This is a genomic window from Bacillus sp. V33-4 (genome assembly GCF_002860225.1).
Taxonomy (GTDB): Bacteria; Bacillota; Bacilli; order Bacillales; family Cytobacillaceae; genus Bacillus_BJ; species Bacillus_BJ canaveralius.
Genome location: NZ_PGVC01000014.1, coordinates 1 through 23,120, shown reverse-complemented (window position 1 = coordinate 23,120; position 23,120 = coordinate 1). Strand labels below are relative to the sequence as shown.

19 protein-coding genes and 1 riboswitch are annotated in these 23,120 nt (G+C 41.6%); of the genes, 5 read left to right on the top strand and 14 right to left on the bottom strand.

What is annotated here, in order from left to right; translation table 11 throughout:
• Positions 1-45 precede the first annotated feature (45 nt).
• The 8 genes from fumC to iadA form a co-directional block, all read right to left on the bottom strand.
• Positions 46-1,419 carry a class II fumarate hydratase gene (fumC, locus tag CVD23_RS05740; RefSeq protein WP_101665438.1) on the bottom strand — a complete coding sequence of 458 codons (1,374 nt, stop codon included), beginning with the start codon at positions 1,417-1,419 and terminating at the stop codon, positions 46-48.
• A 131-nt stretch (positions 1,420-1,550) separates the two neighbouring features.
• The gene (locus CVD23_RS05735; RefSeq protein WP_101665437.1) at positions 1,551-2,486 is read right to left on the bottom strand and encodes an SDR family NAD(P)-dependent oxidoreductase; all 936 of its coding nucleotides are present in this window, start codon (positions 2,484-2,486) and stop codon (positions 1,551-1,553) included.
• 86 nt (positions 2,487-2,572) lie between these two features.
• Positions 2,573-3,142: a TetR/AcrR family transcriptional regulator gene (locus CVD23_RS05730; RefSeq protein ID WP_101665436.1), complete on the bottom strand. Its 570-nt coding sequence runs from the start codon at positions 3,140-3,142 to the stop codon at positions 2,573-2,575.
• Between the two features lie 498 nt (positions 3,143-3,640).
• Positions 3,641-5,656 (bottom strand): ABC transporter ATP-binding protein, encoded by a 2,016-nt coding sequence (locus CVD23_RS05725; protein WP_101665435.1) that lies wholly within the window; start codon positions 5,654-5,656, stop codon positions 3,641-3,643.
• Positions 5,653-7,410 carry an ABC transporter ATP-binding protein gene (locus CVD23_RS05720; protein WP_101578321.1) on the bottom strand — a complete coding sequence of 586 codons (1,758 nt, stop codon included), beginning with the start codon at positions 7,408-7,410 and terminating at the stop codon, positions 5,653-5,655. Before CVD23_RS05720 ends, CVD23_RS05725 begins: the two co-directional genes overlap by 4 nt.
• Before the next feature lie 451 nt (positions 7,411-7,861).
• Entirely contained in the window at positions 7,862-8,899 is a 1,038-nt protein-coding gene (locus CVD23_RS05715) for an HD-GYP domain-containing protein (RefSeq protein ID WP_101578322.1), read from the bottom strand.
• Positions 8,900-9,052: 153 nt separating this feature from the next.
• On the bottom strand, positions 9,053-9,241 hold the full coding sequence (locus tag CVD23_RS05710; protein WP_101578323.1) for a hypothetical protein: 189 nt from the start codon (positions 9,239-9,241) through the stop codon (positions 9,053-9,055).
• Positions 9,242-9,361: 120 nt separating this feature from the next.
• The gene (gene iadA / locus CVD23_RS05705) at positions 9,362-10,546 is read right to left on the bottom strand and encodes a beta-aspartyl-peptidase (RefSeq protein ID WP_101578324.1); all 1,185 of its coding nucleotides are present in this window, start codon (positions 10,544-10,546) and stop codon (positions 9,362-9,364) included.
• Positions 10,547-10,808: 262 nt separating this feature from the next.
• On the opposite strand from iadA, the gene CVD23_RS05700 reads away from it, so the two are divergent.
• A complete protein-coding gene (locus CVD23_RS05700) occupies positions 10,809-11,132 on the top strand; it encodes an HPr family phosphocarrier protein (RefSeq protein ID WP_101665434.1) in 324 nt (107 codons plus the stop codon).
• A gap of 180 nt (positions 11,133-11,312) precedes the next feature.
• Here CVD23_RS05700 and CVD23_RS05695 read toward each other — a convergent pair whose 3' ends face one another.
• The 3 genes from CVD23_RS05695 to thiT form a co-directional block, all read right to left on the bottom strand.
• Positions 11,313-13,367: a transglycosylase domain-containing protein gene (locus CVD23_RS05695; protein ID WP_101665433.1), complete on the bottom strand. Its 2,055-nt coding sequence runs from the start codon at positions 13,365-13,367 to the stop codon at positions 11,313-11,315.
• Positions 13,368-13,930: 563 nt separating this feature from the next.
• Positions 13,931-14,392 carry a helix-turn-helix transcriptional regulator gene (locus CVD23_RS05685; RefSeq protein WP_101665432.1) on the bottom strand — a complete coding sequence of 154 codons (462 nt, stop codon included), beginning with the start codon at positions 14,390-14,392 and terminating at the stop codon, positions 13,931-13,933.
• Positions 14,393-14,695: 303 nt separating this feature from the next.
• Positions 14,696-15,271, bottom strand: a complete 576-nt coding sequence (gene thiT / locus CVD23_RS05680; protein ID WP_101578329.1) for an energy-coupled thiamine transporter ThiT — start codon at positions 15,269-15,271, stop codon at positions 14,696-14,698.
• A gap of 111 nt (positions 15,272-15,382) precedes the next feature.
• A riboswitch (TPP riboswitch) is annotated at positions 15,383-15,488 on the bottom strand.
• Between the two features lie 187 nt (positions 15,489-15,675).
• On the opposite strand from thiT, the gene CVD23_RS05675 reads away from it, so the two are divergent.
• From CVD23_RS05675 to CVD23_RS05660, 4 genes are all read left to right on the top strand, one after another.
• Complete coding sequence (locus CVD23_RS05675; protein WP_101578330.1) at positions 15,676-16,794, top strand: histidine kinase N-terminal domain-containing protein; 1,119 nt, start codon at positions 15,676-15,678, stop codon at positions 16,792-16,794.
• A 209-nt stretch (positions 16,795-17,003) separates the two neighbouring features.
• Positions 17,004-17,552 carry a GNAT family N-acetyltransferase gene (locus CVD23_RS05670; protein ID WP_101578331.1) on the top strand — a complete coding sequence of 183 codons (549 nt, stop codon included), beginning with the start codon at positions 17,004-17,006 and terminating at the stop codon, positions 17,550-17,552.
• 356 nt (positions 17,553-17,908) lie between these two features.
• Entirely contained in the window at positions 17,909-18,319 is a 411-nt protein-coding gene (locus tag CVD23_RS05665; RefSeq protein ID WP_101578332.1) for a MerR family transcriptional regulator, read from the top strand.
• 60 nt (positions 18,320-18,379) lie between these two features.
• The gene (locus CVD23_RS05660) at positions 18,380-19,747 is read left to right on the top strand and encodes a hemolysin family protein (RefSeq protein WP_101578333.1); all 1,368 of its coding nucleotides are present in this window, start codon (positions 18,380-18,382) and stop codon (positions 19,745-19,747) included.
• A gap of 35 nt (positions 19,748-19,782) precedes the next feature.
• Here the strand turns inward: CVD23_RS05660 and CVD23_RS05655 are convergent, their stop codons facing one another.
• From CVD23_RS05655 to CVD23_RS05645, 3 genes are all read right to left on the bottom strand, one after another.
• A complete protein-coding gene (locus CVD23_RS05655) occupies positions 19,783-21,189 on the bottom strand; it encodes a sensor histidine kinase (protein ID WP_101665431.1) in 1,407 nt (468 codons plus the stop codon).
• On the bottom strand, positions 21,179-21,880 hold the full coding sequence (locus CVD23_RS05650; protein ID WP_101578335.1) for a response regulator transcription factor: 702 nt from the start codon (positions 21,878-21,880) through the stop codon (positions 21,179-21,181). Before CVD23_RS05650 ends, CVD23_RS05655 begins: the two co-directional genes overlap by 11 nt.
• 234 nt (positions 21,881-22,114) lie before the next feature.
• Positions 22,115-22,972 carry a YihY/virulence factor BrkB family protein gene (locus CVD23_RS05645; RefSeq protein WP_101578336.1) on the bottom strand — a complete coding sequence of 286 codons (858 nt, stop codon included), beginning with the start codon at positions 22,970-22,972 and terminating at the stop codon, positions 22,115-22,117.
• Positions 22,973-23,120: the final 148 nt, after the last annotated feature.

Genomic DNA, 23,120 nt, shown 5'->3' with positions numbered 1-23,120 from the left:
CTTATTCTGAAGTTGCCCCCTTCTCATCTGAAGGGGGCATCCTTGTTACACCATCTTTTCCGGCTTAACCCAGAGGTTATATTGCTCTTCGTTCACATAGCCTGAGCGGAGCGCCGCTTCCTTCAGGGTAATATTCTCACTAAACGCCATCTTTGCAATTTCAGCTGCTTTTTCATAACCGATCTGAGGGTTCAGTGCTGTGACGAGCATGAGCGAATTTTCGACATGGGCTGATATCGTTTCCAGGTTCGCTTCAATTCCAACTGCGCAATTTTTATTAAAGGAATCGATGGAGTCTGCCAGAAGCCGAATGCTTTGCAGGCAATTGTAAATGATAACCGGTTTAAAAACATTCAGCTCGAAATTCCCCTGGCTTGCAGCAAAGCCGATCGCCGCATCGTTTCCGAATACCTGGCATGCGACCATCGTCACTGCTTCACTTTGGGTTGGATTGACTTTTCCCGGCATGATCGAGCTCCCCGGCTCATTGGCGGGAATCGATATTTCCCCGATTCCGCTCCTTGGACCGCTCGCAAGCCAGCGGACATCATTGGCAATTTTCATTAAATCAGCTGCCAGCGCTTTTAAAGCTCCATGGACATAAACGATTTCGTCATGGCTCGTCAGCGCATGAAACTTGTTCGCTGCTGAACGAAAATCGTGTCCCGTTTGTTTCGCAATTTCCTTTGCCGCTTCCTCGCCAAATCTGGGGTCAGCATTAATTCCTGTTCCAACGGCAGTGCCGCCGATCGCCAGATCCAACAAATAACCATCTGCTTCACCAATCATCTTTTCATCTTTTTCAAGCATGCTACGCCAGCCGCTGATTTCCTGTCCTAAAGTGAGTGGAGTTGCATCCTGCAGATGGGTTCTGCCGATTTTAATGATGTCTGAAAAGGCATTCTCTTTTTCCTTAAATGTTTCCGCTAAACAACGGACAGCCGGCAAGAGCCGTTCTTTTACTGCGAGATATGCAGCAATATGCATCGCTGTCGGAAACGTATCATTGGAACTTTGCGACATGTTCACATCATCGTTTGGATGTACCTTGGCATTGTTGTCCTCCAATAATTCGTTCGCCCGTTTAGCGATCACTTCATTCACATTCATATTTGACTGCGTACCGCTCCCGGTTTGCCAGACAACTAACGGAAAATGATCGTCGTATTTGCCGCTGATAATTTCTTTACTTGCCTGCACGATCGCTTGGTTCTTCTCATTGGAAAGCTTGCCAAGCCGCTCGTTAACGATCGCTGCCGCTTTCTTGATATGGGCAAAGGCATAGATGAGTTCGATCGGCATCTTTTCAATGCCAATTTTAAAATTATCCTTGCTTCGCTGCGTCTGAGCTCCCCAATATTTAGCGGCCGGAACCTTCACTTCACCTAATGTATCCCGCTCAATCCGGTAATCTGTCATTTGCCTGCCTCCCTTCCCTTACCCTTACATTATTTATTCTTTTCCCCAATTCTCCAGCTTTTAAAATTATGGAAGTCTTTTTTTATATGTGGTTCTGTGATAAAAAATCACTCTCAGCAATTTCCGACGGATTAATTGTGGCTCTTAATATATTCAATCGTTGCTTTTATGCCCTCGCTGTATGGTGTTCTCGGTAGCGATCCAATATACTGTTCATATTTCTCTCCGTCCAATACGACCGGTTCTTCATTTAAATAAAACATTTCAACCACTTCCCGCATAGTGGAATTAAAAAGACCCAGAAATCTAATCATATTTTTTGATACAGTTGCGACAGATCGTTGATAACCAGTGATTTCGCGAATCATTTTTACGATTTCCTTGCCGGTAATAACGCCATACCCGGGAATATTCCAGTTTTGTCCGAATGCCTCCTTACTTAAAGCGAGATTAACAATTGCTTTGGCACCATCTGGAGTATAGATGAATTCCCTTTGAATGCTTTGATCACCTATAAACATAGATTTCTTATTTTTCACTGCACTTTGAAAAGTAAAGTGTAACAAAGTATTTTTTGCGTTCGGGCCGTAAAAATCGGGGCAATGGGCGATCAATGCCCGGGCACCTGATTGTTTAACCATATTCTCTACTTCAAGGCGGATTTTCCCCTTTTTTGTGTGAGGATTTTTTGCTGTTTGCTCAGTAACCTTTATGCCCGAGCTTCTGCCATAAGCATAAATATTATCGACGATCACAAGCTTTGCCGAATGGTCTTTGGCTGTCTTAACAATATTGGACATAAAACCCATCAACTTCTTTTCCCAATCAGGGTAAGGGATGTTCGCAGACTGAAAAATGGTGTCTACTCCCTTTGCAGCATTGCGCAAATCTTCTTTATTGAAAATATCTCCTGCAAACACCGACACATTCGGATCATTATCAAATAGTTGCTCTAATTTTTTCTTTGTCCTCGCAAATGCGGTAACTTTAATTCCTCTGTTCGATAATTCTTTTGCAATTGAATAGCCCATTCCTCCTGAAGCTCCTAAAACCAATGCATTCTTCATAGAAATTTCCCCTTTTCAAATAATTAATTGAACATTGGTCAATACTGTTTAAAAAAATGTAGCACCAGTCAATAATGCTGAAAAATTTAAGCGAGCGCTTTTAATAAAAAATTCACATGGGCAGCAGCCATGTCTTTTACTTCTTCATATCCCACAATATGCCGGCAATAATGAGTTACAAAACCATGCAAAGATAAAAATATAGAAAAAATTTCCTGAAGGGAAAACTCGCCGTCAGACAATAAGTGAACAGATTGCGCAAACTTTTCATAGCTATGATTCGGGCCATTATTGATAAAATTACGGACTTCATCATCTTTGATCAGGAACATAATTTCATAATGGCTTTGATACGTAAGTCCAAATTCTATGTATCCAAGGAAGATTTGCTTCAGTTTTTCCTTCGGCTCCAACTGCTGATTCATTACTTCATCCAGTTTTTCATCCAACATCAGAAAATGTTTTTCCACAAGCGCATAAAAAAGCTCCGCTTTATTCTTAAAATGATAGTAAAGAGCCCCGTGGCTGTATTTCAGTTCCGTTGCAATCTGCCTCATTGAGACATGCTGGTATCCCTTGGCGGTAAACAAATCTCTTGCTGCATCCATGATCATTTCACGTGTTAATTCCTGCTGTACAGACTTTCTTGGTGACATGGTGTCCTCTCCTTATTAACCACTGTTCAATTAAATATTAATACGACAATTGGATTCTGTCAATTGAGATTTCCATCCTTGGCCAGTAAAGTTTCTAATAGCCTGACAGCGGAGCGAAACAGTCACAACACTTGCTTAGATGTCATCAAAATGAGGTATATACATTCACCGTAAAACTTTTTTTAGTACTGCCCCGCATAAGGTCAGTCAAAACCATAAAAAAATGCCCGGGAGTTCCGGACAGTTTAAGAGGCCTTAATAATTGAATAGCCGATAAAATAGCCAAGCACCATGATACTTGCAATCGTAAGCGTCACTGAAAATAACTCCATATAAAAAATCCTCCTTTTATTGAAGTTGTTGATTATTTTTAACATATCATGAAATCTTGACAACTAATTGTGACATTTATCACCGATTGGTGACAGCTACGTGACAGTTTTATGAACGAAGACGGAAATGAAACAGAGAGGCAACCAAATAGGCGCCTCTCCTTATTTATCCTGCGAGCGTGTTGCTTCCCTGCTGCAGCTGATACATTTGATAATATTTCCCCTTCAATTCCATCAGCTCTTCATGGCTGCCTTTTTCAACGATAGAGCCGCGGTCTAAAACAAGAATTTGGTCGGCATTTCGAATCGTTGAAAGCCGGTGGGCGATGATAAACGTTGTTCGACCTTTTTTCAATACTTCCATTGCCTCCTGGATGATTGCTTCCGTTTCTGTATCAATGCTCGAAGTGGCTTCATCCAAAATCAAAATGGCCGGGTCATAGGCAAGTGCACGCGCAAATGAAATTAACTGCCTCTGCCCACTTGAAAGTGTACTGCCTTTTTCAATAACCGGCTCATCATAGCCATTCTCGAGGTTTCTAAAAATCCGGTTTGCGCCAACATCAGACAGCGCTTTTTCAACCTTTTCCCGGCTGATTGACGGATCATCGAGACTGACATTGGAAGCAATCGTCCCGGTGAACAAGAACGGGTCCTGCAACACAATGCCCATATGGCTGCGCAAAATTTGCCGCGGCATTTCTGTAATATCCTTTCCATCAATCACAATCCGGCCTTTCTGGCTGTCGTAAAATCGGAACAGCAGGTTCATTATTGAACTCTTTCCAGACCCGGTGTGGCCGACAAGTGCAACTGTTTCCCCATGCTTAGCCTCGAAATCAATGTTTTTCAGGACATACTCGCCTTCCTTGTATCCAAACGAGACATTTTCAAAGACAACATTCCCTTTGTAGCGGGGAACTTCAGTCTCACTTACGTCGATGCCTTCTTCGTCCATCAGCTTGAATACCCGTTCACCGGCAACGAGTGCCTGCTCCAGATTTGCCAGCTGGTTAACGATTCCCTGGACCGGATGGAAAAGCCGGTTAATATAATCGACAAACGCATAAAGCATCCCAAGCGAAATGACCGCAGAAGGCGTTATCGATTCAGCGCCAAAGTACCAGATAAAAGCAACAAATACGATATTTCGCAGCACCCCAACCAGGTTATGGGAAGTAAACGAATTGAGGCTCAACAGTTTATTTTGATATGAAAAATGATCGTTATTAAGAGCTTCAAATTCCTTCTGCGTTTCCTTCTCCCTGCTGAAGGCCTGGATGATGTTCATTCCCTGGATCGACTCGTTGATCATGGCATTTATATCGCTCACTCGCGCACGAATTACATGATTATATTTAGAGGCGAATTTTCGGTAAACCTTCATCCATACATATAAAATCGGCAGGAGCAGCAAACAGATCGCCGCCAGCTTCACATGTAAAATAAATAAAGCCACATAAATACCGGCTATATAAATAGCACTAGTGAAAAAGGTTGATAACACCGTCACGTATAATTCCCTGATTGCTTCAGTATCATTGGTGATCCGGGCGACGACCTTTCCGGCAGGAAGGTTATCAAAATAACGAATCGGCAGACGCTGAATTTGCCCGAACACATCCTCGCGCATCTTTTGGATAATCCGGTTTGCCGACTTTTGCAGATAATAGCGCTGTCCATACTGGAAAAAAGCAGCGATGACGATCAGCACAAAATAAACGCCAAGCAGTTGAATGATCTTCGGAATTTCAGGCCGATAAAACTTAATCAGCTCGTCACCTTTTAAAAGTTCCGCATTAAAACTTTCTTCTTGTTTACCCTTCTTAATCGTTAACGTCCCGTCGCTGAAGCTTCTTTCTCCATCTAGTTCAACCGCGTCTTCGACAAACACAAATTCCCTTCCTGCCTGAAGAATTCGGACTTCTGCCAATTTCACCTCGTCTTCAGCAAGATAATGATCACGTTTATAATAGTTCCCTTTATAGGAAACCGTATCTTCACCTGCTTCTGTTTGGTACCAGACAGATTCGATTCCCATAATATGCTGGTCAATCACCCGTTTGGCAATGAACGGACCGGCCAGATCAGCCATTACCGCAATTGTCAGCATCGCAAGTGCGGCGATGATAATACTTTTATAGCTTAACGCATACCGAAACAATCGTTTCCCTGTTCTCATGAGAGCACCTCCTCTTCTGCAGCTGCCTCTGCCTGCTGCCTGATGTATTGCTCTCTATACCAGCCGTTGCTGTTCATTAATTGCTCATGCGTTCCTGTTTCAATCACTTTACCGCCATCAAAAACGATAATATTGTCAGCGTGCTGGACAGCAGACATGCGGTGCGTAGTAATGATCGTTGTTTTTTCGCTTCGCTCGCTGCGAATGTTATCAATAATCTTCTTTTCCGTTTTTGCATCGACCGCTGACAGCGAATCGTCAAGTATGAGGATTTCCGGATCTTTGATCAAGGCCCGGGCAATCGAAATCCTCTGTTTCTGTCCGCCTGACAGGGCAACCCCTTTTTCCCCGACAAGAGTATCGAGCCCATCTGGAAGCATCTCAAGATCTTTTCGGAAAGCAGCAAGGTCAATCGCCTTTTGCAAATCAGCTTCGCCGGCATCCGTCAAACCAAACAGAATATTTTCCTTAACCGTTCTTGAAAAAAGAACATGGTCCTGAGGCACATAGCCAATCCAGCCCCGCGTTCTTTCGAGAGCCTGTTCATTGATCGGCACTTCCGATACAGCCAATTCTCCCGGGCCGGCCGGATACTCCCTTAACAGCTGCTTGATAAAGGTCGTTTTCCCGCTGCCAGTTTTGCCGACGACTCCGAGCGTTCCCCCTTTTTCCAGCTTCACATTAATGTTTTGCAGGTTATCACCGTTTGATGATGGATACCGAAAAGAAAGTTGGTCAAAAGAGATTGTTTCTGGTTGATCGACGCTGACCGGTTGCAACGGATCTTTGACATCCTCTTCATATGCGAGTGTTTCCTGCACCCTGTCAAGGGAAGCATTGCCCCTCTGCATCACATTGATTAATTCTCCAATCGCAAACATCGGCCAAATCAGCATCCCAAGATACACATTGAAAGCGACAAGATCTCCGAGGGTAATCGTCTGTTGAAAAACCATATGTGCACCATAACCAAGCCCGATTAAATAGCTTAACCCGACGATGACTTTAATGGTTGGATCAAAGAGAGAGTCAATTTTTGCTACTTTAATATTTTTGTTGTATACATCTTCAGTTAATCGATGGAACTTCTCTCCATCCGCTTTTTCCTGCACGTATGCCCGAATGACCCGGACTCCTGACACTGATTCAAGCACCCGATCATTCAATTCACCAAAGGCATCCTGGGCGCTCATAAACCGTGAATGAATTCGCTTCCCGTAAATATTCATTAACAACGCCATGATCGGAAGCGGCAGGATGGCAGCCAGTGTCAGCTTCCAACTGATTAAAAATCCCATTGTAAAAAGAATCGTCAGCATAAAAATAGTTGAATCAACAAGCGTCAATATGCCGAAGCCTGCCGTCACTGAGATTGCCTTTAAATCGTTTGTTGCCCGGGCCATTAAATCTCCGGTCCGGTTCTTTTCAAAAAATGTCGGCGTCATTTTTAATAAATGGCCCATAAATTGCGACCGAAGCTTCCGTTCCACTAAAAAAGCCCCGCCAAATAATTGGTACATCCATACATAGGTGATCCCGTAGGAAATGACGGTAATCACAGCTAAATAGCCGAGATATTGAAAAACCTTTTCGATTGTCATGGAGCCGATGTGAATGTCATCGATAGCCATCCCGACTAATTTAGGCGGCATGACGTCAAGAATTCCGACAATAACAAGGAGCACGATCGCAACCGTGTACCTTTTCCAATTTTCTTTAAAAAACCAGCTTAACTTCTTAAATACTGAAAACATCTGTGTGTTCTCTCCTCTCGTCAGCAAAGTTGTTTACGACTAACCGCCTTCAAGCTCCCCAGTGGAAATGCCAATTCTCTCTGTTTGAATACGTAACATTCTTTGTTCCTCCTTTGATTTGTTTTTATAGAAAACGGGATTCTCCCGGTTTTCAAGGTTTTTTGGACAAAAAAAGGACATACCGCAGCATGCGATATGTCCAGTTTACAGGCAGACAAAACGGCACACGTTACGCAATAACGCAACCTGTACCGAATTTCCACTTAAGTAAATTCAGGCAAAAAATGTAAAAGGGCAGGTTACGATCTGTTTGTATGAAGTTGTTTCGCTAGTTAGTTGAATTAAGATCATCGGTAACCCTCCTTTTGCTGTAAATTTTTTCTTCCTTTGTAAGGTTATCACTGGATTCAATCAAAGTCAATCGCTATTTAACTCAGTTTTTCGCGATCTATCAAATCATTTTGTCGATAAAAATAGTCGTTTCCTTGGCAAGATCGATTTCTTTTACTTCACTGTCATCAATATGAAACGATGATTTAAAAACTTTAACGATCGGGCGCTGCGGCAATCCGCGGTTTTGCGAAACCACGACACCAGTTTCACCTGTAGTCAGCTTTACGTGGCTTCCGTTTGGATAAAAAGCGACAGACCGTAAAAAATTCCAAACGGTTTCATGGTCATAATGCAAATTCGTTAAGGCCATTATTTTCTCACATGCCTCATAAGGATAAAGCGGCTTTTCCGCTGTTACTCCATAAATCATATTGTCATAGTCATTCGTCACAGCTACAATCTTTGAAAATAGATGAATATCCCCTTCAGTCAGGCTGCGCGGATCTCCTGATCCATCAAGATGTTCGTGGTGCTGAAGTGCTACAACAGCTGAGAGTCTGCTCACTTCCGGGTTTTTTCGCAGCAGGTTAAAGCCTTTCCACGTATGGTCATTTTCCTTACTGTTGGATTCAGGCTGGTCCGGGGTGATCTTTCCAATATCGTGCAAGAGGGCGCCTACTGAAAGATCCCGTAGCTTTGATCGGTCGAGACCCATCTTTAATCCTACTAAAACAGATAACACACAAACATTAAACGAATGCAAAAAAAGCGCATTATCATTAGTGCGAATATCATTTAAATGAGCGAGTACTTCTTTTCTTATGGTGATCTCATCAATAATCGAACTTGCTACCTTGCTGACTGCTTTTAACTTAAAATCCTTCTCGCCGGTCTGGACGTATTGATATAGAGTCGAAAGTAAGGAGGCTGCTTCCCGTTTTGTTTCCTGCCCTATGACATCTTCTTCATCTATTATTATTTCCGGATTACTGCTGTCCTTAATATACAGGGCCGTAATCCCCATTTGCCTTAGTCTTGATAATAGACCAAACGTTAACAGGACATTTTCTTCAAGTAGAGCCCTGCCGTCACTTGCGAAAATAGGTTTTGCTAAGTATTCACCCTGGACGACTTGATCGATGGGCATGTATTTCATCTGTAAATCCCTCGATTCCACATGTATGTTAATATAAGTGAACTAAAATATGACCTATTATGCAAGATTAATTTTCATATTCTTTTGAAAAGGTTAGCTTGAAAATCGTGTCTTAACTAAGCCTATCAGACGTTGAGCAAGAAAATGGAGTCTCTAGTCTCCGCACCCGCTATCTCCGCCGGAAGCGCCGTCGCTGCAATCACCAGTAAAAAAGCCTCCAACACTCGTATTTGAGTGAATTCCTGAATGATAATTCCCCCGTGCTTTCCCCCGGAATGAAGATCCGCCAGTTAAACCAATAATGATAATGATCAGCACAATACCAATAAGAATTAAAGCCATTCCCATCACTCCTCGCGTCTATTTAATCTATATACGAAATTTAACGAAAAAGAGATTCATTTGTCAGAATATTTTTCACAAACAAGACAAAGAACCTCCTTTCCTCATAAAATAGACTATTTATGATAAATCCTCTTCAAATGTTCCCTTCACAGTCGGTTCACCTTTTTCAACCATGACCTGTCCCAGCGCGATGACCGTATCAATCCGGTAATCTGTCTTAGTTAAGAGCACCAAATCAGCATCCTTGCCTTCTTGAATAGTTCCTTTTTCTTTCAATTTCAAAATAGTGGCCGGGTTCTCGGTGATCACGCGAATGGCCTGGTCCAATGAAATCCCTTCATCGAGAACAGTATCCCGCACTTCCTTATATAAGGTTGACACCTTGCCGATTTTCAGGCGGGTAAACTCACCGTTTGCATTAAATTCAGGCAGGCTTGCCTGCCCGTCTGATGTGAAGGTAATTTGTGAAATATCGACACCGGCATCAAGCATTCTTTTTAGGCCTTTGCTGCATTTCACTTCCCCTTCTTCAAGAAATTTCGGAATTGAGCTTGTTGTAAAATCAACATAACCACCTTTTTTGGCATAGTTGATGCCTTCTGCAAACAGATGGGGGTTACGGTTTATATGAGTTGGGTAAAACTGCCTGATCGGAATGTCCGTTTTTTCAACGACTTCTTCAATGATGTTCAAATGATCCAGGCTGTCACCGACATGGACATTGACAATACCGGCTTTTCCCGATAAAAGCCCGCCAATTCGGGCAGCTGAAGCGATTTTCGCCATTTCGTCCACTGTCGGCTGAGAAGACCTGTGATCGGCAATTGCTATTTCACCGGCACCAATTATTTTATCAACAAGAATAATATCATCTTCGATTTTTCCTGTTAATGTTTTGACAGGCACCTGGTATGAACCCGTTTGTACATAGCAAGTAATTCCTTCTTCTTCAAGGCCGCGCGCTTTCGCAATTAAGCTCGCCATCGTTCTAGTCGTCCCATCAGTTCCAATGACCCCGATCAATGTAGTTACACCCGAAAGAGTCGCGTCGGTCAGTTGAATTTCCGGTGTTCTTGTTTTGTAGCTTCCCTCTCCGCCCCCGCCAATGATGTGAACATGTGAGTCGATAAAACCGGGAACAACGATTTTTCCTTCTGCGTCTATGACCTTGATGTCGACAAAATTGTCTGGCACTTCGATCGTATCTTCAATAAAACCAATCTTTTTATCTGCAAGCAAAATATCTTTCTTCCCTAAATAATCCGGGGCATACACTTCCCCATTTTTAATCAGTGTTAACACGGAAAATCTCCTTTCATGTTCAGATGAGAATGACAATCCTCTGTCATATTTAAAGTTAAGTAGATGGTAAGAACAGTTGTCATAGAGCCTCTTCTAATCTAAACAAAATGCCCCTTTTCTATTCATAGCCGGCAGCCTGTCGGTCCTTAAGGGCTGCAACATTTCCAGCAAATGGGCCAGCCTTCAAGTTGGCGTCGATGTTTAACCTTTGTAGTGGCGGGTAAATATTCATTAAGCCAAGATAGAATAAGGAGATAAGATAATGAAAGAAATCATGTCTTCAAACGTACTTGTTCAAAATAAAGTGACGATCAGAAAAATGCTTGACATTCACCAGGCATCCAGACAATTTAAAGGTAATACCTATTTATATAGTAAGCATAAAGCAGTCGATGCCGCAAATTTATCCAAACTCGTATCCTTCTTTTTAACCGTAAAACCGCAAACAACGCTAAAAATCATTGTTGAAGGAACAGAGGTTGACAAACAAATAGCAGCATTACAGAAATTATTCAATCAGGATATTTCAGTACTACGCATGACAGAGAAGCGCTTAGCCGCTAATTCTGATTCATTTCAAATATAAGGGGGCAGCGGCATTACTATGATTCGGACAATATTAATGATTATTGGGGCTATCGTCGTTATCGGCGCCTTAGTCAGCTGGTTATTTTAAAAAAATCCCGGGTATGATTAAATCATGCCCGGGTTATTTATATCATTTTTTTAACTGCTAATTGTCAAAACTCCATTTCCTCCTGCTGGATCAATCATCATCGTGTTCGCCGCGATTTTTCCGCTTCTTCTCCCATTTCTCTGCTTCTTTTTTAAGTCTATCCTTCCATTTTCCTTTTTCTTTTTTAATGGATTCCCCGAATTCTTCCAGCTCCTTTTCAAACTTTTGCCGCCTGCTTTTTTCTTCATAGTCCGAAATACGCGGGACATTGAAGAATGCAGGTTCTGTACCTTGTAAAGCACTGCTGATGATATTCTTGAAAACGAGCGCTGCACCTTCGCTGCTCGTCGTCGTTAAATAATGACTTTCGTCGGTATGATCATACCCTACCCACACCGCACCTGCTAGCTGCGGTGTGTAGCCGACAAACCACTGGTCCTTTACCCCATTAATTCCTTCAATCGGAACTTCGGTCGACCCGGTTTTTCCGGCCAGGTCACGGCCCTCGATTTGTGCTTCTTTTCCTGTTCCGTCTTCGACTACTCCCAACAGCATCGTCGTCATTTTATCGGAAACTGCTTTTGTCCTAACTTTTGTGGTCTTTTCCTTCCATTCGCCAATCGTTTTGCCATCCGCATCAATAATTTTTGTGATCGCATGGGCTTCTGCCTTGTTACCACCATTGGCAAATGCGGAATAAGCCTCAGCCATCATTAAAGGTGAAACACCCTCCTGAAGTCCGCCAAGTGCTAACCCAAGATTCCTGTCCTCCTTCTTAAGAGGAATTCCGAAACGTTCTGCCGCATCCATACCTGATTCAATCCCCAGTTCGTTTAGTAACCAGACAGCCGGGAGATTTAAGGACTCCTTTACCGCTTCATACATCGGTACTTCGCCCAGATAGATGTCCGTATAATTGTGCGGCTCGTAATCACCAAACTTCATTTTTTCATCCTTCAACATATCTTCAGGGCTCCAGCCATTCTCAAGTGCCGGAACATAAACGGACAGTGGTTTCATCGTTGAACCAGGCTGGGCTTTTAATTCGGTTGCCCGGTTGTAGGCACGAAAAACATGGTCTCCTCTGCCTCCGACAAGTGCACGGATTCCGCCTGTTGCCGGATCAAGCAGTACCGCGCCACTTTGGACGATTTCATCTCCGCTTCCTTCAGGAAATAAACTGTCATTTTGATACGCCGTTTCCACCGCTGATTGCATGCCGGGATCAAGCTCGGTATAAATCTCGTAGCCCCCGGTTAATAACTCATCCTGGGTTAAGCCGTATTCCTCAATTGCCTCCGCAAAAACATGGTCAACATAGTGCGGGAATTGGCCATGGAAAGGGTCTTCACCTTTATCATTAAGTAAAATCTCTTCACTGAGTGCTGTTGAATATTGTTCATTCGTGATAAACTTGTTTTCCTTCATTTGCGCAAGCACCGTGTTCCGCCTATCAACCGCCTGTTCAAAATCCTTATAAGGATTCCAGGCAGACGGCGCTTTAATAATACCGGCCAACATTGCCGACTCACTTATGGTTAACGCCTCTGGTTCTTTACCGAAATATTTGGCAGCAGCACTGTTAATTCCCCATGCTCCCTCACCAAAATAGATTTGGTTAAAATACATTTCCAGAATTTCATCCTTGGAATATTCTTGTTCAATTTTTCGCGCTAAAAACAATTCTTCTGCTTTTCTCTTGTATGTCTTCTCCGGTGAGAGCAGTGCGTTTTTCGTCAACTGCTGGGTGATCGTACTGCCGCCTTCAACAATTCCGCCTGCTGTTATATTGCGAAAAAATGCTCGCGCAATGCCGATAAGATCAATTCCGTTATGACTGTAAAAGCGTTGATCCTCAATCGCAATCACCGCATTTTTCAAGTCATCCGGAATTTTCGATATCGGGACGCCTTCATTTCTATTAGCGGAAATTTTACTTGCTATTTCGCCCCTTTGGTCATAAATCACCGTTGACTGTGCAAGTCCGGCTTCTAAAGTGCTAATATCAGCCCTGCTGGAAAACACATAGAAAAAAATTAATATTCCCAATAGGGAGACTGCCATCGCAAGAATCGCCATTTGAGTCATATGCTTTCGCTTCCAAAACTTCGACAACCGTGAAAATGTTGAGCTTAGTCTTTCCATTACGTTCACTACCTTCGTTCTTCTCTCCAATTCTTTTACTTTAAACAATTTTATTAATTTGTTTTACCCGCAAAAACAGGAAACAATTCCACAATTAACCGTGACATAATGAAAAATGCATATAAAAAGAGCTAAAATGCGGATAACTTCGCGATTCAGCTCCTTTTTTATGCAGTTTTACGCCGCTTCAGCATAATTTTGGATTTTAATTCAGGCATTTTGTCAAATAATAACAGCAACATAAAGCAGATGATTAAATACATAAATGTAAAAATATTAGGTATGCAGAGGATCCACAACCACTGGCGAACTGTAAGATCTGCGAATATTTGCAGTATAACGTTTACCTGAAGCATTTCCCTTCCGATAAAAGCCCCTTCGACAAGGATGTATAAAGCTGTATTAGAACATATGTAAACAGAAAATAATACAAAATAATTTAGCTTTTTTGATTTAAAAAACACCACTTTTGTAAGGATTGTCCACACTATTACGACAAACGGAAAAATAATAAATATCGCTCTTTCCGGAGTCATGCTCCCCTCCCCCAATCCAAAGTATGTTCAGCTGGGATCGTCTTCCTGAAGTTCAACAAAGCGTTCCCTTGCAGCTTCTTCGTCAAAGCTGCTATATATGCGATAATGATCTTCATCAAGAATGCGAAAATGCTGGCTAATAATATTTTGCTGGAGAATAAACCCGTTTGCTTTCGCCACTTCCCGCCACCACATTTTCCCGCCAAGTGTCTTTTCTTTCCGGAAGTCGATGCCTTCGCGGGCAATAGTCTCAAGAACTTCGAGCGGTTCATTTCCAAATAAAAACTTTACCGTCTCTGTTTCCCGAAAAAGAGCACAAACGGTCACAACGGTTGACCACCCTGCAAAAGCTCTTCCCTTTTCAATCTGGACGAGGGTTTTCTTGGAAACGCCAATCACTTCGGCCATTTTATCTTGCGTATACCCCGCTTCAGTTCGAATTAATCTCATCTTGTCAGAAACCTTCATCACAATTTCTTCTCTAGTCATTGCCGGTCAGTCCTTCTATAGCTTTTAGTGTAATTTTACACCAATCTTCTTAATTTTAAAATCTTTTTTTGAAAATTTATTTCTATTATTTGAGTAAATTTCACAATGTAACAAGCTAAACCGAAAAACGAATGAAGGTGTCTAAATTAACAGGAGTATGCCGTAAGAAACGAATGATACTGTCTTAATTATAAATAACCGTTCGTTTTTCAGTTAAAGAATGCTTTTATGAAATTCACTCATTTAAAAAAATAGACCAAAACGCTAAGCGAATTGGTCGATCATCATGTTAACCTGCCAACCTCATAGGTTGATCATTTTTTTCGGGGCCGCTGAGATAATTAACATGACGATTACTGCACTTAAAATAAAGCTTGGCAGCATATATGTTCCATTATAAACGAGCGAATAGAGTGCTACCGGCTGGCCCTTCGGCGCAAATTCTCCGAAAAAAACGATGCCGGCTGTAACATGGCACAGGTAGCGCAAAACGCTGCCGATAAATGTACCCGCTATTAAGTAAGTAATCCATTTCCTTCTATCATTCTGCCGCAGGCCGTTCTGAAGCTGAGCAGCAAACAAGCCGGCAAATCCAAGCGTTCCAAAAGCAATCAAGTAATCAACGATCCCTTGAACCGGAGTGTAAATTTGCGCATAGCCAAGGATAAATTGGAGCAGTCCCAACAAAAATCCGGTTAGCAGTCCTCCCTTAAGCCCCCAGCGAAAGGCCATTAAAAATACTGGTACAGCCGCAATCGACACTGATCCTCCCTGCGGCCAGATTCGCGCAAACACAAATGCAGAAACAAGATCCAGCAAATAAGCAAGTGCTGTGAATATGGCAACCTCTACTAAAAATAACGTTTTGTTCTGTGTCATTCTTCTTTCCCCCTCTAAAAGTGTTCAAGGAGTCCGAGACTTGCCTCTATAAGCTGCTATAACGCAAAAAAAGCAATCAAGGGCAGGAATCCGATGGCCCAATATTGCTTTCTATCCATCAAACCACATCCCTGCGCTAGCATTAACTAACAGGTTCATAGGGTCAGAACTCGAAGCTCACTCTCAGCTGCAACATGCAGCCCCCCTTGTGGAACTATTCAACTATATAAAGTAATTCATCTCCGAATATACTATGTTTCAGCGTGATTGGCAAGAAAGATATTATCTTTATCCTAGATTGTGAAATTTACTCGATTAACAAAAAAAGACAAAGGATTTTGGCAGCTGTCAGCGAATACATTGATAAACTGTGAGACAGGAATCAAATTAATTGGAGGATAGAAATGCTAGCCGTTACGAAAAGGAAATTAGTCGACTTCCTTGTGAAGGAAAAACATGCGCTGTTGGACGAGTGGGACAAGGTATTTTTAATTTCGGAAGATGATCCATTTAAAGTTAAAATTAAGAAAAATGGAGAAGCAATGTACGAAATCATTCTAAATATCTTTTCTGAAAATGAGGAAGATGTCGAAAATCATGTCCGCAAGCTTGCCTATATAATCGGAGCGGAACGCGTCAGAGCTAATATAAACATTGGAGACTTTGTTTACAATGTGAATATCGGGAGATCGATCATTTTAAAAAATTTAAACAAGTTAAACTTGGAGTGGCCAGATTTGCAAAAATCAATAGACAGCATCAACTACTGTTTTGATAAATTTTTATATTATGCTGTTACGTATTATTCTGATGCGAAAAACAAAATCATTGAGGAAAAATCAAATTTTATTGATAACACTCACAAGGACAGGCTCACTTTGCTGGGACAAATGACTTCAAGTTTTATCCATGAATTTCGCAATCCCCTTACATCCATTCAAGGGTTTATCCAGCTTTTAAGAGCAGACTATCCAGAAATGAAATATCTGGATATAATTGGAAATGAGTTGGAACAGCTCAATTTCAAAATTTCCCAATTTCTGCTTCTGTCCAAAAAAGAATTAATCGGCAAAGAGAAAAATATTTTTTCCTTGAATGAATTAGTTGATGAAGTGTTGATTTTTCTTTACCCAAGCATCTTGGACGCTAAAGTTAAGGTCTTAAAACAAATGGAAGACAATATCAATATAATGGGCTATAACGATGAGATACGTCAGGTGCTTATCAATATTATTTTTAATGCGATTGATGTCCTAAGCCAATATCGGAGTGATCCGGTCCTTGAGATAAAATGCAGCTTACTGAACAAAAAATTCATTAAGCTCGATGTAGCGAATAACGGTCCGATGATTCCAGAAAATCTCCTTAATACGATTTTTGAACCTTTTGTAACCACAAAGAAACTTGGAACAGGACTGGGATTATTTGTTTGCCGTGAAATTATTGAAAAACATAAAGGATCATTAACATGCCAATCTGAAGCAGAAAAAACGGTATTCAGTATGGCTCTCCCCCGTACCTGAGTGCTCTTCTGATCCTGAACAAGCACAAAAATCCACTCCTGGTACTTAACTATGAAGTGGATTCTTTTTTTTAACTCGATTTCCCATTAACGTTTATGTAAAGAGCATTCACAACAGAAACGAGAATATTCTTCACCCAAAAAGCGTATACAAATGAAAAAACTCCTTATAGTATTAAAACTAATATTTGCTCAGGGGAGGGGAATTTTATGTTCTCTTTGAAGGTTAATCAAGAAATTGAATTGCAATTGCTTCAGCTAAGGGATGCTGAAGAGCTCTACCAGCTTGTTGATTCAAATCGCCGGCATCTCAGGCAGTGGCTTCCCTGGGTCGACAGTATGAATTCTCCCCTTCAATATCATTCGATCATTCCAATGTGGTTAAAGCAGTTTGCCGATAACAATGGGTTTAACTTGGGAATCCGCTACAATAAAATTCTCGTTGGATCATTAGGCTTTCACCACATTGACTGGCACAACGAGCAAACAAGCATCGGCTATTACCTGGCAGAGCAGGCCCAGGGCCGCGGAATTATGACAAAATCCGTTCAAGCCTTGCTTAATTACGCCTTCTATGACCTTGGATTAAATCGCATTGAAATCCGCTGCGGGACAAGAAATATAGCAAGCCGCTCAATTCCTGTCAGGCTTGGCTTTACAGAAGAAGGATTGATCCGCGATGGAGAAAAACTGAATGGTTTTTTCCATGATTTAATTGTTTATGGCTTGCTTGCAAGGGAATGGCGCAACCTATCATGATCTTCATTTTAAGCATGAATGTTAAAGGTGAATGGTAGTCCAAGATATTCAAGGTACAATAGTTATAATAGGATAAATATATTCCCGAACCATATTCATAACTGTGCTTTGATGGCCATAAAGTATCAATATAACAAATTAGTGAAACTGGAACGTTTGACTGTATGGTTGAAAATCTTTATAATTATTTATAATTATTGGTAAATGTTATCGACAATCAGGCGAGTGCTAATTGTGCTGTATTAAAGTCAGTTTTTCCCGGCGGGATGGAGAGCGGTCTACGGCCCTTCCTCGTTTGTCCGGTACTGCAGCCTTGGTACGGTCGATACAAACGATTGAGGTGATTTGATGGGGCATTGTACCGAATTGGTGAATTAGCAAGCATTTCAAATGTTTCTAAAAGAACGATAGATTACTACACCGGTCTTGGCCTGCTACAGGCCCAGCGGTCCGATTGCAATTACAGAATTTATTCAGAAGAAGCTTTCAACGATTTAAAATTTATTGAGGAATGCAAAAAAATGCATCTTCCTCTTGAAGAGATTAAAAGAAAACTAGAAATCAAAAAATCAAAAGATATTCGTGAATCAGAAGTTGAGAAGCATATAGATGGTGTGACCAGCCAGATGAAACAGCTTCATAATGAATTATCAACTATCCTGCCTCTTATTGAAAAACTGGAAGGCCAGCAGAAAAAAGAGCTGTCTAACAAGCTTTCTATTGAAAGCACGGCTTTGATGCAATCCCTTTTGATTTTAACGAGTTGATCTTTAGGTTATTGGGAGGTGACTCCTTACTCGTGTGTTTGGCGAGCTAAGGGAAACTATTTGGACATATTAAACTTGGTTTTAATAGCCATTTTAATTGCTTTAACGGCTTTTTTTGTCGCATCGGAATTTGCGATCATTAGAATTAGAGGTTCCCGGCTTGACCAGTTGGTTGAGGAAGGCAACAAAAATGCGATTGCCGCCAAACGAGTGACAACGAATCTTGATGAATATTTATCGGCCTGCCAGCTTGGAATTACGATTACCGCTTTAGGCTTGGGCTGGCTCGGTGAACCGACGATTGTACGGATGCTTCATCCGCTCTTTGAACGGTTTGATATTCCAAGCTCATTGTCACACGTTCTTTCGTTCGGAATAGCTTTTGCATCCATTACCTTTCTTCATGTTGTGGTAGGTGAACTGGCTCCAAAAACATTGGCCATCCAAAAAGCAGAATTTGTAACTTTAGCCATGGCAAAGCCGCTTATCGGCTTTTACAAAGTCATGTACCCGTTCATTTGGATCCTAAATGGTTCTGCCCGGATGATTACAAAAATGTTTGGCCTGAAGCCTGCATCAGAGCATGAGCTGGCCCATTCAGAAGAAGAACTTCGCATGATCCTGTCCGAAAGCTATGAAAGTGGTGAAATTAACCAGTCAGAGTTTAAGTATGTAAATAAGATTTTTGAGTTCGATAACCGGATAGCCAAAGAAATCATGGTACCCAGAACCGAAATGGTGTCACTTTCAAAAGCAGATACGCTGGAAACGTTTATTCAGGTTGTCCAGGAAGAACAATTCACCCGTTATCCCATTATCGACGGGGATAAGGACCACATTATTGGACTCGTAAATATTAAAGAAGTGATGACCGAATTGATTGGAAATGAACAACTCATAACGAAAACCCTTGAAGAACATGTTCGCCCAATCATCAGGGTAATTGACACAATCCCCATCCATAACCTGCTCCTTAAGATGCAAAAAGAGCGAATTCACATGGCAGTGTTAATGGACGAATACGGGGGAACCTCCGGGCTTGTAACAGTTGAAGATATCCTCGAAGAAATTGTTGGTGAAATTCGCGATGAATTCGATACCGACGAAATCGCAATGATTCGAAAAGTAAAAGAAGATCATTATATTATTGACGCAAAAGTACTTGTCAGTGAGGTAAACGATATGCTTGGACTTGAAATCGACGATGAAGATATCGATACGATTGGCGGCTGGGTATTAACTGAAAATTATGAAGCAAAAGAGGGAGATATTGTTTCCGTCCATTCCTATCATTTCAGAATACTTGAAATGGAAGAGCACCAACTTAAGTATCTTGAAGTGACAAAGGTACAAAAGGCTGAACAGACGGTCGAAACGATCTCACTGCCACAATCAGAGGAAGTACTCTCAAAGGTTTATGGAAACTAATTTAACCCCCGTTTTGCGGGGGTTTTTCTATATGGTCATTCATTTGGAAATACAATCGTAAACTTGGTTCCTTTCTGCTTTTCGCTCACGACGTTAATATTCCCGTCGTGAAGCTGGACAAGCTGCTTGACGATCGACAAGCCGAGCCCAAATTCACCGAACATGCTGCTTGTCCGCGATAAATCGGCTTTATAAAAACGGTCCCAAATTGACTCAATTTCCTTTGTATCAATGCCGATTCCGGTATCTTCTATTTCGATAACCGTTTCTTTACCCGTTTTCCTTGCCTTTAAGGTAATGTTTCCGCCAGTTGTAAATTGGATGCTATTTTTAACAATATTAATCAGGATTTGGGTAATGCGGTCATAATCGGCGTAAACAGTGTCATGTTCATTAGCATCAATGATAATCTTATTTCCCTTTTCCCTTGCAAGCACGAAAAGCTGTTCTTCAATTAACTCAAACATATCATGCAGATGAATCGATACTTTGTTGAGCTTAATTTGGTTGGAGCGGATTTTTTCATAATCAAGGTTTTCATTCACAAGCCTGATAAGCCGTTTTGCTTCCCTATCGATTAAATCGAGGCCCCTGTCTTTCTCATTCTCGGGAATCAAGTCGTTTTTAAAGCCTTCCACCAGGCCGCTGATTGTCGTTAACGGGGTTTTCAACTCATGCGAGACATCGGCAATAAATTTTCGCCGTCTGTTTTCAAGCCTGTCTATCTCATCATTGGATTCCTTTAAACGCGAAGCCATTCGATTAAAGTCTGTCGCTAAATCATCAATCTCATCCAAGTTTATGTTTGGGATATTCACATTATAATCCCCGGACGAAATCATCGAAGTCGCTTTCCTCAACTGCGTTATTCTCTTAATTAAATTTTTTGATAAAATCCAGCTTAACAAAATCGTTGCCGCTAACGAAATAAAAATTGTGTAAAACAAATACTGGTTTAATTGGCTGATCGTATTAACTGCACCGCTGATTGGGGCAAGCAGCATGATGCCGCCCGCTAATTCCCCGCCGAGAATGTGCGGAAGCGCAACGAGAGTAACCTCTTGCTCAAACCGCTTCAAATCATGCCTTACCGAAACTTTGTTTCCTTTTTCAATTTGCGCCCATTCCTCATCTGTCAGCTGAATCAATGGCTGCCGCTGAATTTCCGGAAACAATACCCTGCCTTCGCTGTCAAAAAGGAAAAAGCGGATATTTCTCGCATTAAGCATTTGGCTGTAATAAAGCAAATATCTCTCATCACCATCCAGCCCTGAAGATACGTCACTCAATACTTGTTCACCGTATGCATTTAATTCCTCTACTTTATTTTCAAAAATATAGTTTTCGACGAATTGTGAAAACAGCAGGCTCAATATTAAAAAGGCAAGAATAAGAATGCCGATATGGCTGATCAGAAGCTGGTAAAAGTACTTAATTTTCATCAGATGTCACCGATTCATCAAACTTGTAGCCAATCCCCCACACAGTATGGATGAATGGCTGTGATGGTTTGCCGATTTTCTTTCTGAGTCTTTTAATGTGAACATCGACAGTCCGTTCGTCTCCGTAAAATTCGTAACCCCAGACCCGGTCTAAAAGCTGCTCGCGTGAAAAAACCTGGCGGGGATTTTTCACAAAATAATAAAGCAGATCAAATTCCTTCGGAGTTAAGCTTGTCAACGGCTCCCCATTGTAATATGCTTCCCTTGACTCTTTGCTAATCTTGAAAAACTGTGAGGTGATAAAGTGATGATCAGGGCTTTTCGCATTTTCAGTTTGGAAACGGCGCGTGACAGCTTTAATCCTTGCCATCAAAGTAAGCGGGCTAAAGGGCTTTGTCACATAATCATCTGCTCCCATTTCAAGCCCGAGCACCTGATCCGATTCACTGTCCTTCGCGGTAAGCATTATGATTGGAACTGAGCTAAGCTCCCTTATTTTTCTGCATAGCGTCACACCATCCATGCCCGGCAGCATCCAATCGACGATAATTAAATCCCAGTTCTCTTTATTAAACACATCGAATCCTTCATGCCCATTATTAATGAATGTCCCTTTATAACCTTCTTTCATAAAAAACATTTCAAGCATGGAACAAACACTTTCATTATCTTCAACGACAAGAATATTCATGCTCCATCCCCCCTGGTTCCTTACTATATCTATATTAGGCTTTTAAGTTTACGATCTGTTCATTAAGCAAAACGAATAATAATAATAGAAAACCTATACTATTCAATTATATACCACGTATATGAGCGGTCAAATTTGCAACATAATGAAAAATTAAACAATAAAACAGCTGTACAAAAATCGTACAGCCGTTAACTCCGTATTACTATAGATTTGTATTAATTTACTGCTTCGTTATACGGTAAGGGCTTCATCTTCTTCTTTACTCACTGATGATGAATGGGATCGATGATAAATCGCATTGATTTCGCCGCCGAGCACGAGGGCGAGGCCTGTCAGGAATAGCCACAGCATCAGAATGATCACGCCGCCAAGGCTCCCATAGGTAGCTGAGTAGTTAGCGAAATGGTTCAAGTAAAATGAAAAACCGAGCGAGATCAGCTGCCAAACAACCGTAGCAAAAATGGCACCTGGCAAGACATGCTTAAACGGATAATGTTTATTTGGTGCAACCTTGTATAAAACGGCAAGGATTACGATCATAACCGAAATGGCGATAACCCATCTTAACACCCTAAATAATATTTCGATTTGCTCAGGGATATTCAAATATGAATTTAAAAAATCGATAATTACATCGCCAAATACAGGCAGCATTAACGCAATAATTAAGGTAAGGATCAGGCCGAATGTTAACCCGATTGAGACAAGCCTTGCCTTAATAAACGATCTCGTCTCTTCCACGTCAAAGGCAGTATTCATGGCGCGAATAAACGCCCGCATCCCATTGGAGGCCGACCAAATAGTCCCGACAATCCCGAACGTTAATAAACCCCCGTTTGGTTTGCTAATGATTTCGACGATATTTTCTTGGAAAACATTCGCTGTTTCTCCGGGCATTACAGTCTGCATAAAGCCGATCGCCTCCTCTGGATCGATAGACAAATAAGGAAGGAGTGACAGCAGCAATATGATCATCGGAAAAATTGACAGCATGTAATAATAGGCCTGTTCTGCCGCCAAACCCGTAACCCTGTCATCCTTTATTTCTTTTCCGAGTTTCTTAACAAAGGGCATAAGTTTATCCTTCATGTCCACCTCTCCTGACTGCTATTTGCATCGTTTCTCTCTCTTTTCCCGCTCGTCAAGGAATTTAACCGTCCTCTGTTCTTAAAAGGTGTAGAGTAGAAAACAGGAATTAGATATTGTCTTCTTGTCCTCGGGTTTCAGGGTGTTCCAC

Coding starts and splice junctions, on each gene's coding strand:
- fumC (WP_101665438.1), bottom strand. CDS start 1,419: ATGACAGATTACCGGATTGAGCGGGATACATTAGGTGAAGTGAAGGTT.
- CVD23_RS05735 (WP_101665437.1), bottom strand. CDS start 2,486: ATGAAGAATGCATTGGTTTTAGGAGCTTCAGGAGGAATGGGCTATTCA.
- CVD23_RS05730 (WP_101665436.1), bottom strand. CDS start 3,142: ATGTCACCAAGAAAGTCTGTACAGCAGGAATTAACACGTGAAATGATC.
- CVD23_RS05725 (WP_101665435.1), bottom strand. CDS start 5,656: ATGAGAACAGGGAAACGATTGTTTCGGTATGCGTTAAGCTATAAAAGT.
- CVD23_RS05720 (WP_101578321.1), bottom strand. CDS start 7,410: ATGTTTTCAGTATTTAAGAAGTTAAGCTGGTTTTTTAAAGAAAATTGG.
- CVD23_RS05715 (WP_101578322.1), bottom strand. CDS start 8,899: ATGAAATACATGCCCATCGATCAAGTCGTCCAGGGTGAATACTTAGCA.
- CVD23_RS05710 (WP_101578323.1), bottom strand. CDS start 9,241: ATGGCTTTAATTCTTATTGGTATTGTGCTGATCATTATCATTATTGGT.
- CVD23_RS05700 (WP_101665434.1), top strand. CDS start 10,809: ATGAAAGAAATCATGTCTTCAAACGTACTTGTTCAAAATAAAGTGACG.
- CVD23_RS05695 (WP_101665433.1), bottom strand. CDS start 13,367: ATGGAAAGACTAAGCTCAACATTTTCACGGTTGTCGAAGTTTTGGAAG.
- CVD23_RS05685 (WP_101665432.1), bottom strand. CDS start 14,392: ATGACTAGAGAAGAAATTGTGATGAAGGTTTCTGACAAGATGAGATTA.
- thiT (WP_101578329.1), bottom strand. CDS start 15,271: ATGACACAGAACAAAACGTTATTTTTAGTAGAGGTTGCCATATTCACA.
- CVD23_RS05675 (WP_101578330.1), top strand. CDS start 15,676: ATGCTAGCCGTTACGAAAAGGAAATTAGTCGACTTCCTTGTGAAGGAA.
- CVD23_RS05670 (WP_101578331.1), top strand. CDS start 17,004: ATGTTCTCTTTGAAGGTTAATCAAGAAATTGAATTGCAATTGCTTCAG.
- CVD23_RS05655 (WP_101665431.1), bottom strand. CDS start 21,189: ATGAAAATTAAGTACTTTTACCAGCTTCTGATCAGCCATATCGGCATT.
- CVD23_RS05650 (WP_101578335.1), bottom strand. CDS start 21,880: ATGAATATTCTTGTCGTTGAAGATAATGAAAGTGTTTGTTCCATGCTT.
- CVD23_RS05645 (WP_101578336.1), bottom strand. CDS start 22,972: ATGAAGGATAAACTTATGCCCTTTGTTAAGAAACTCGGAAAAGAAATA.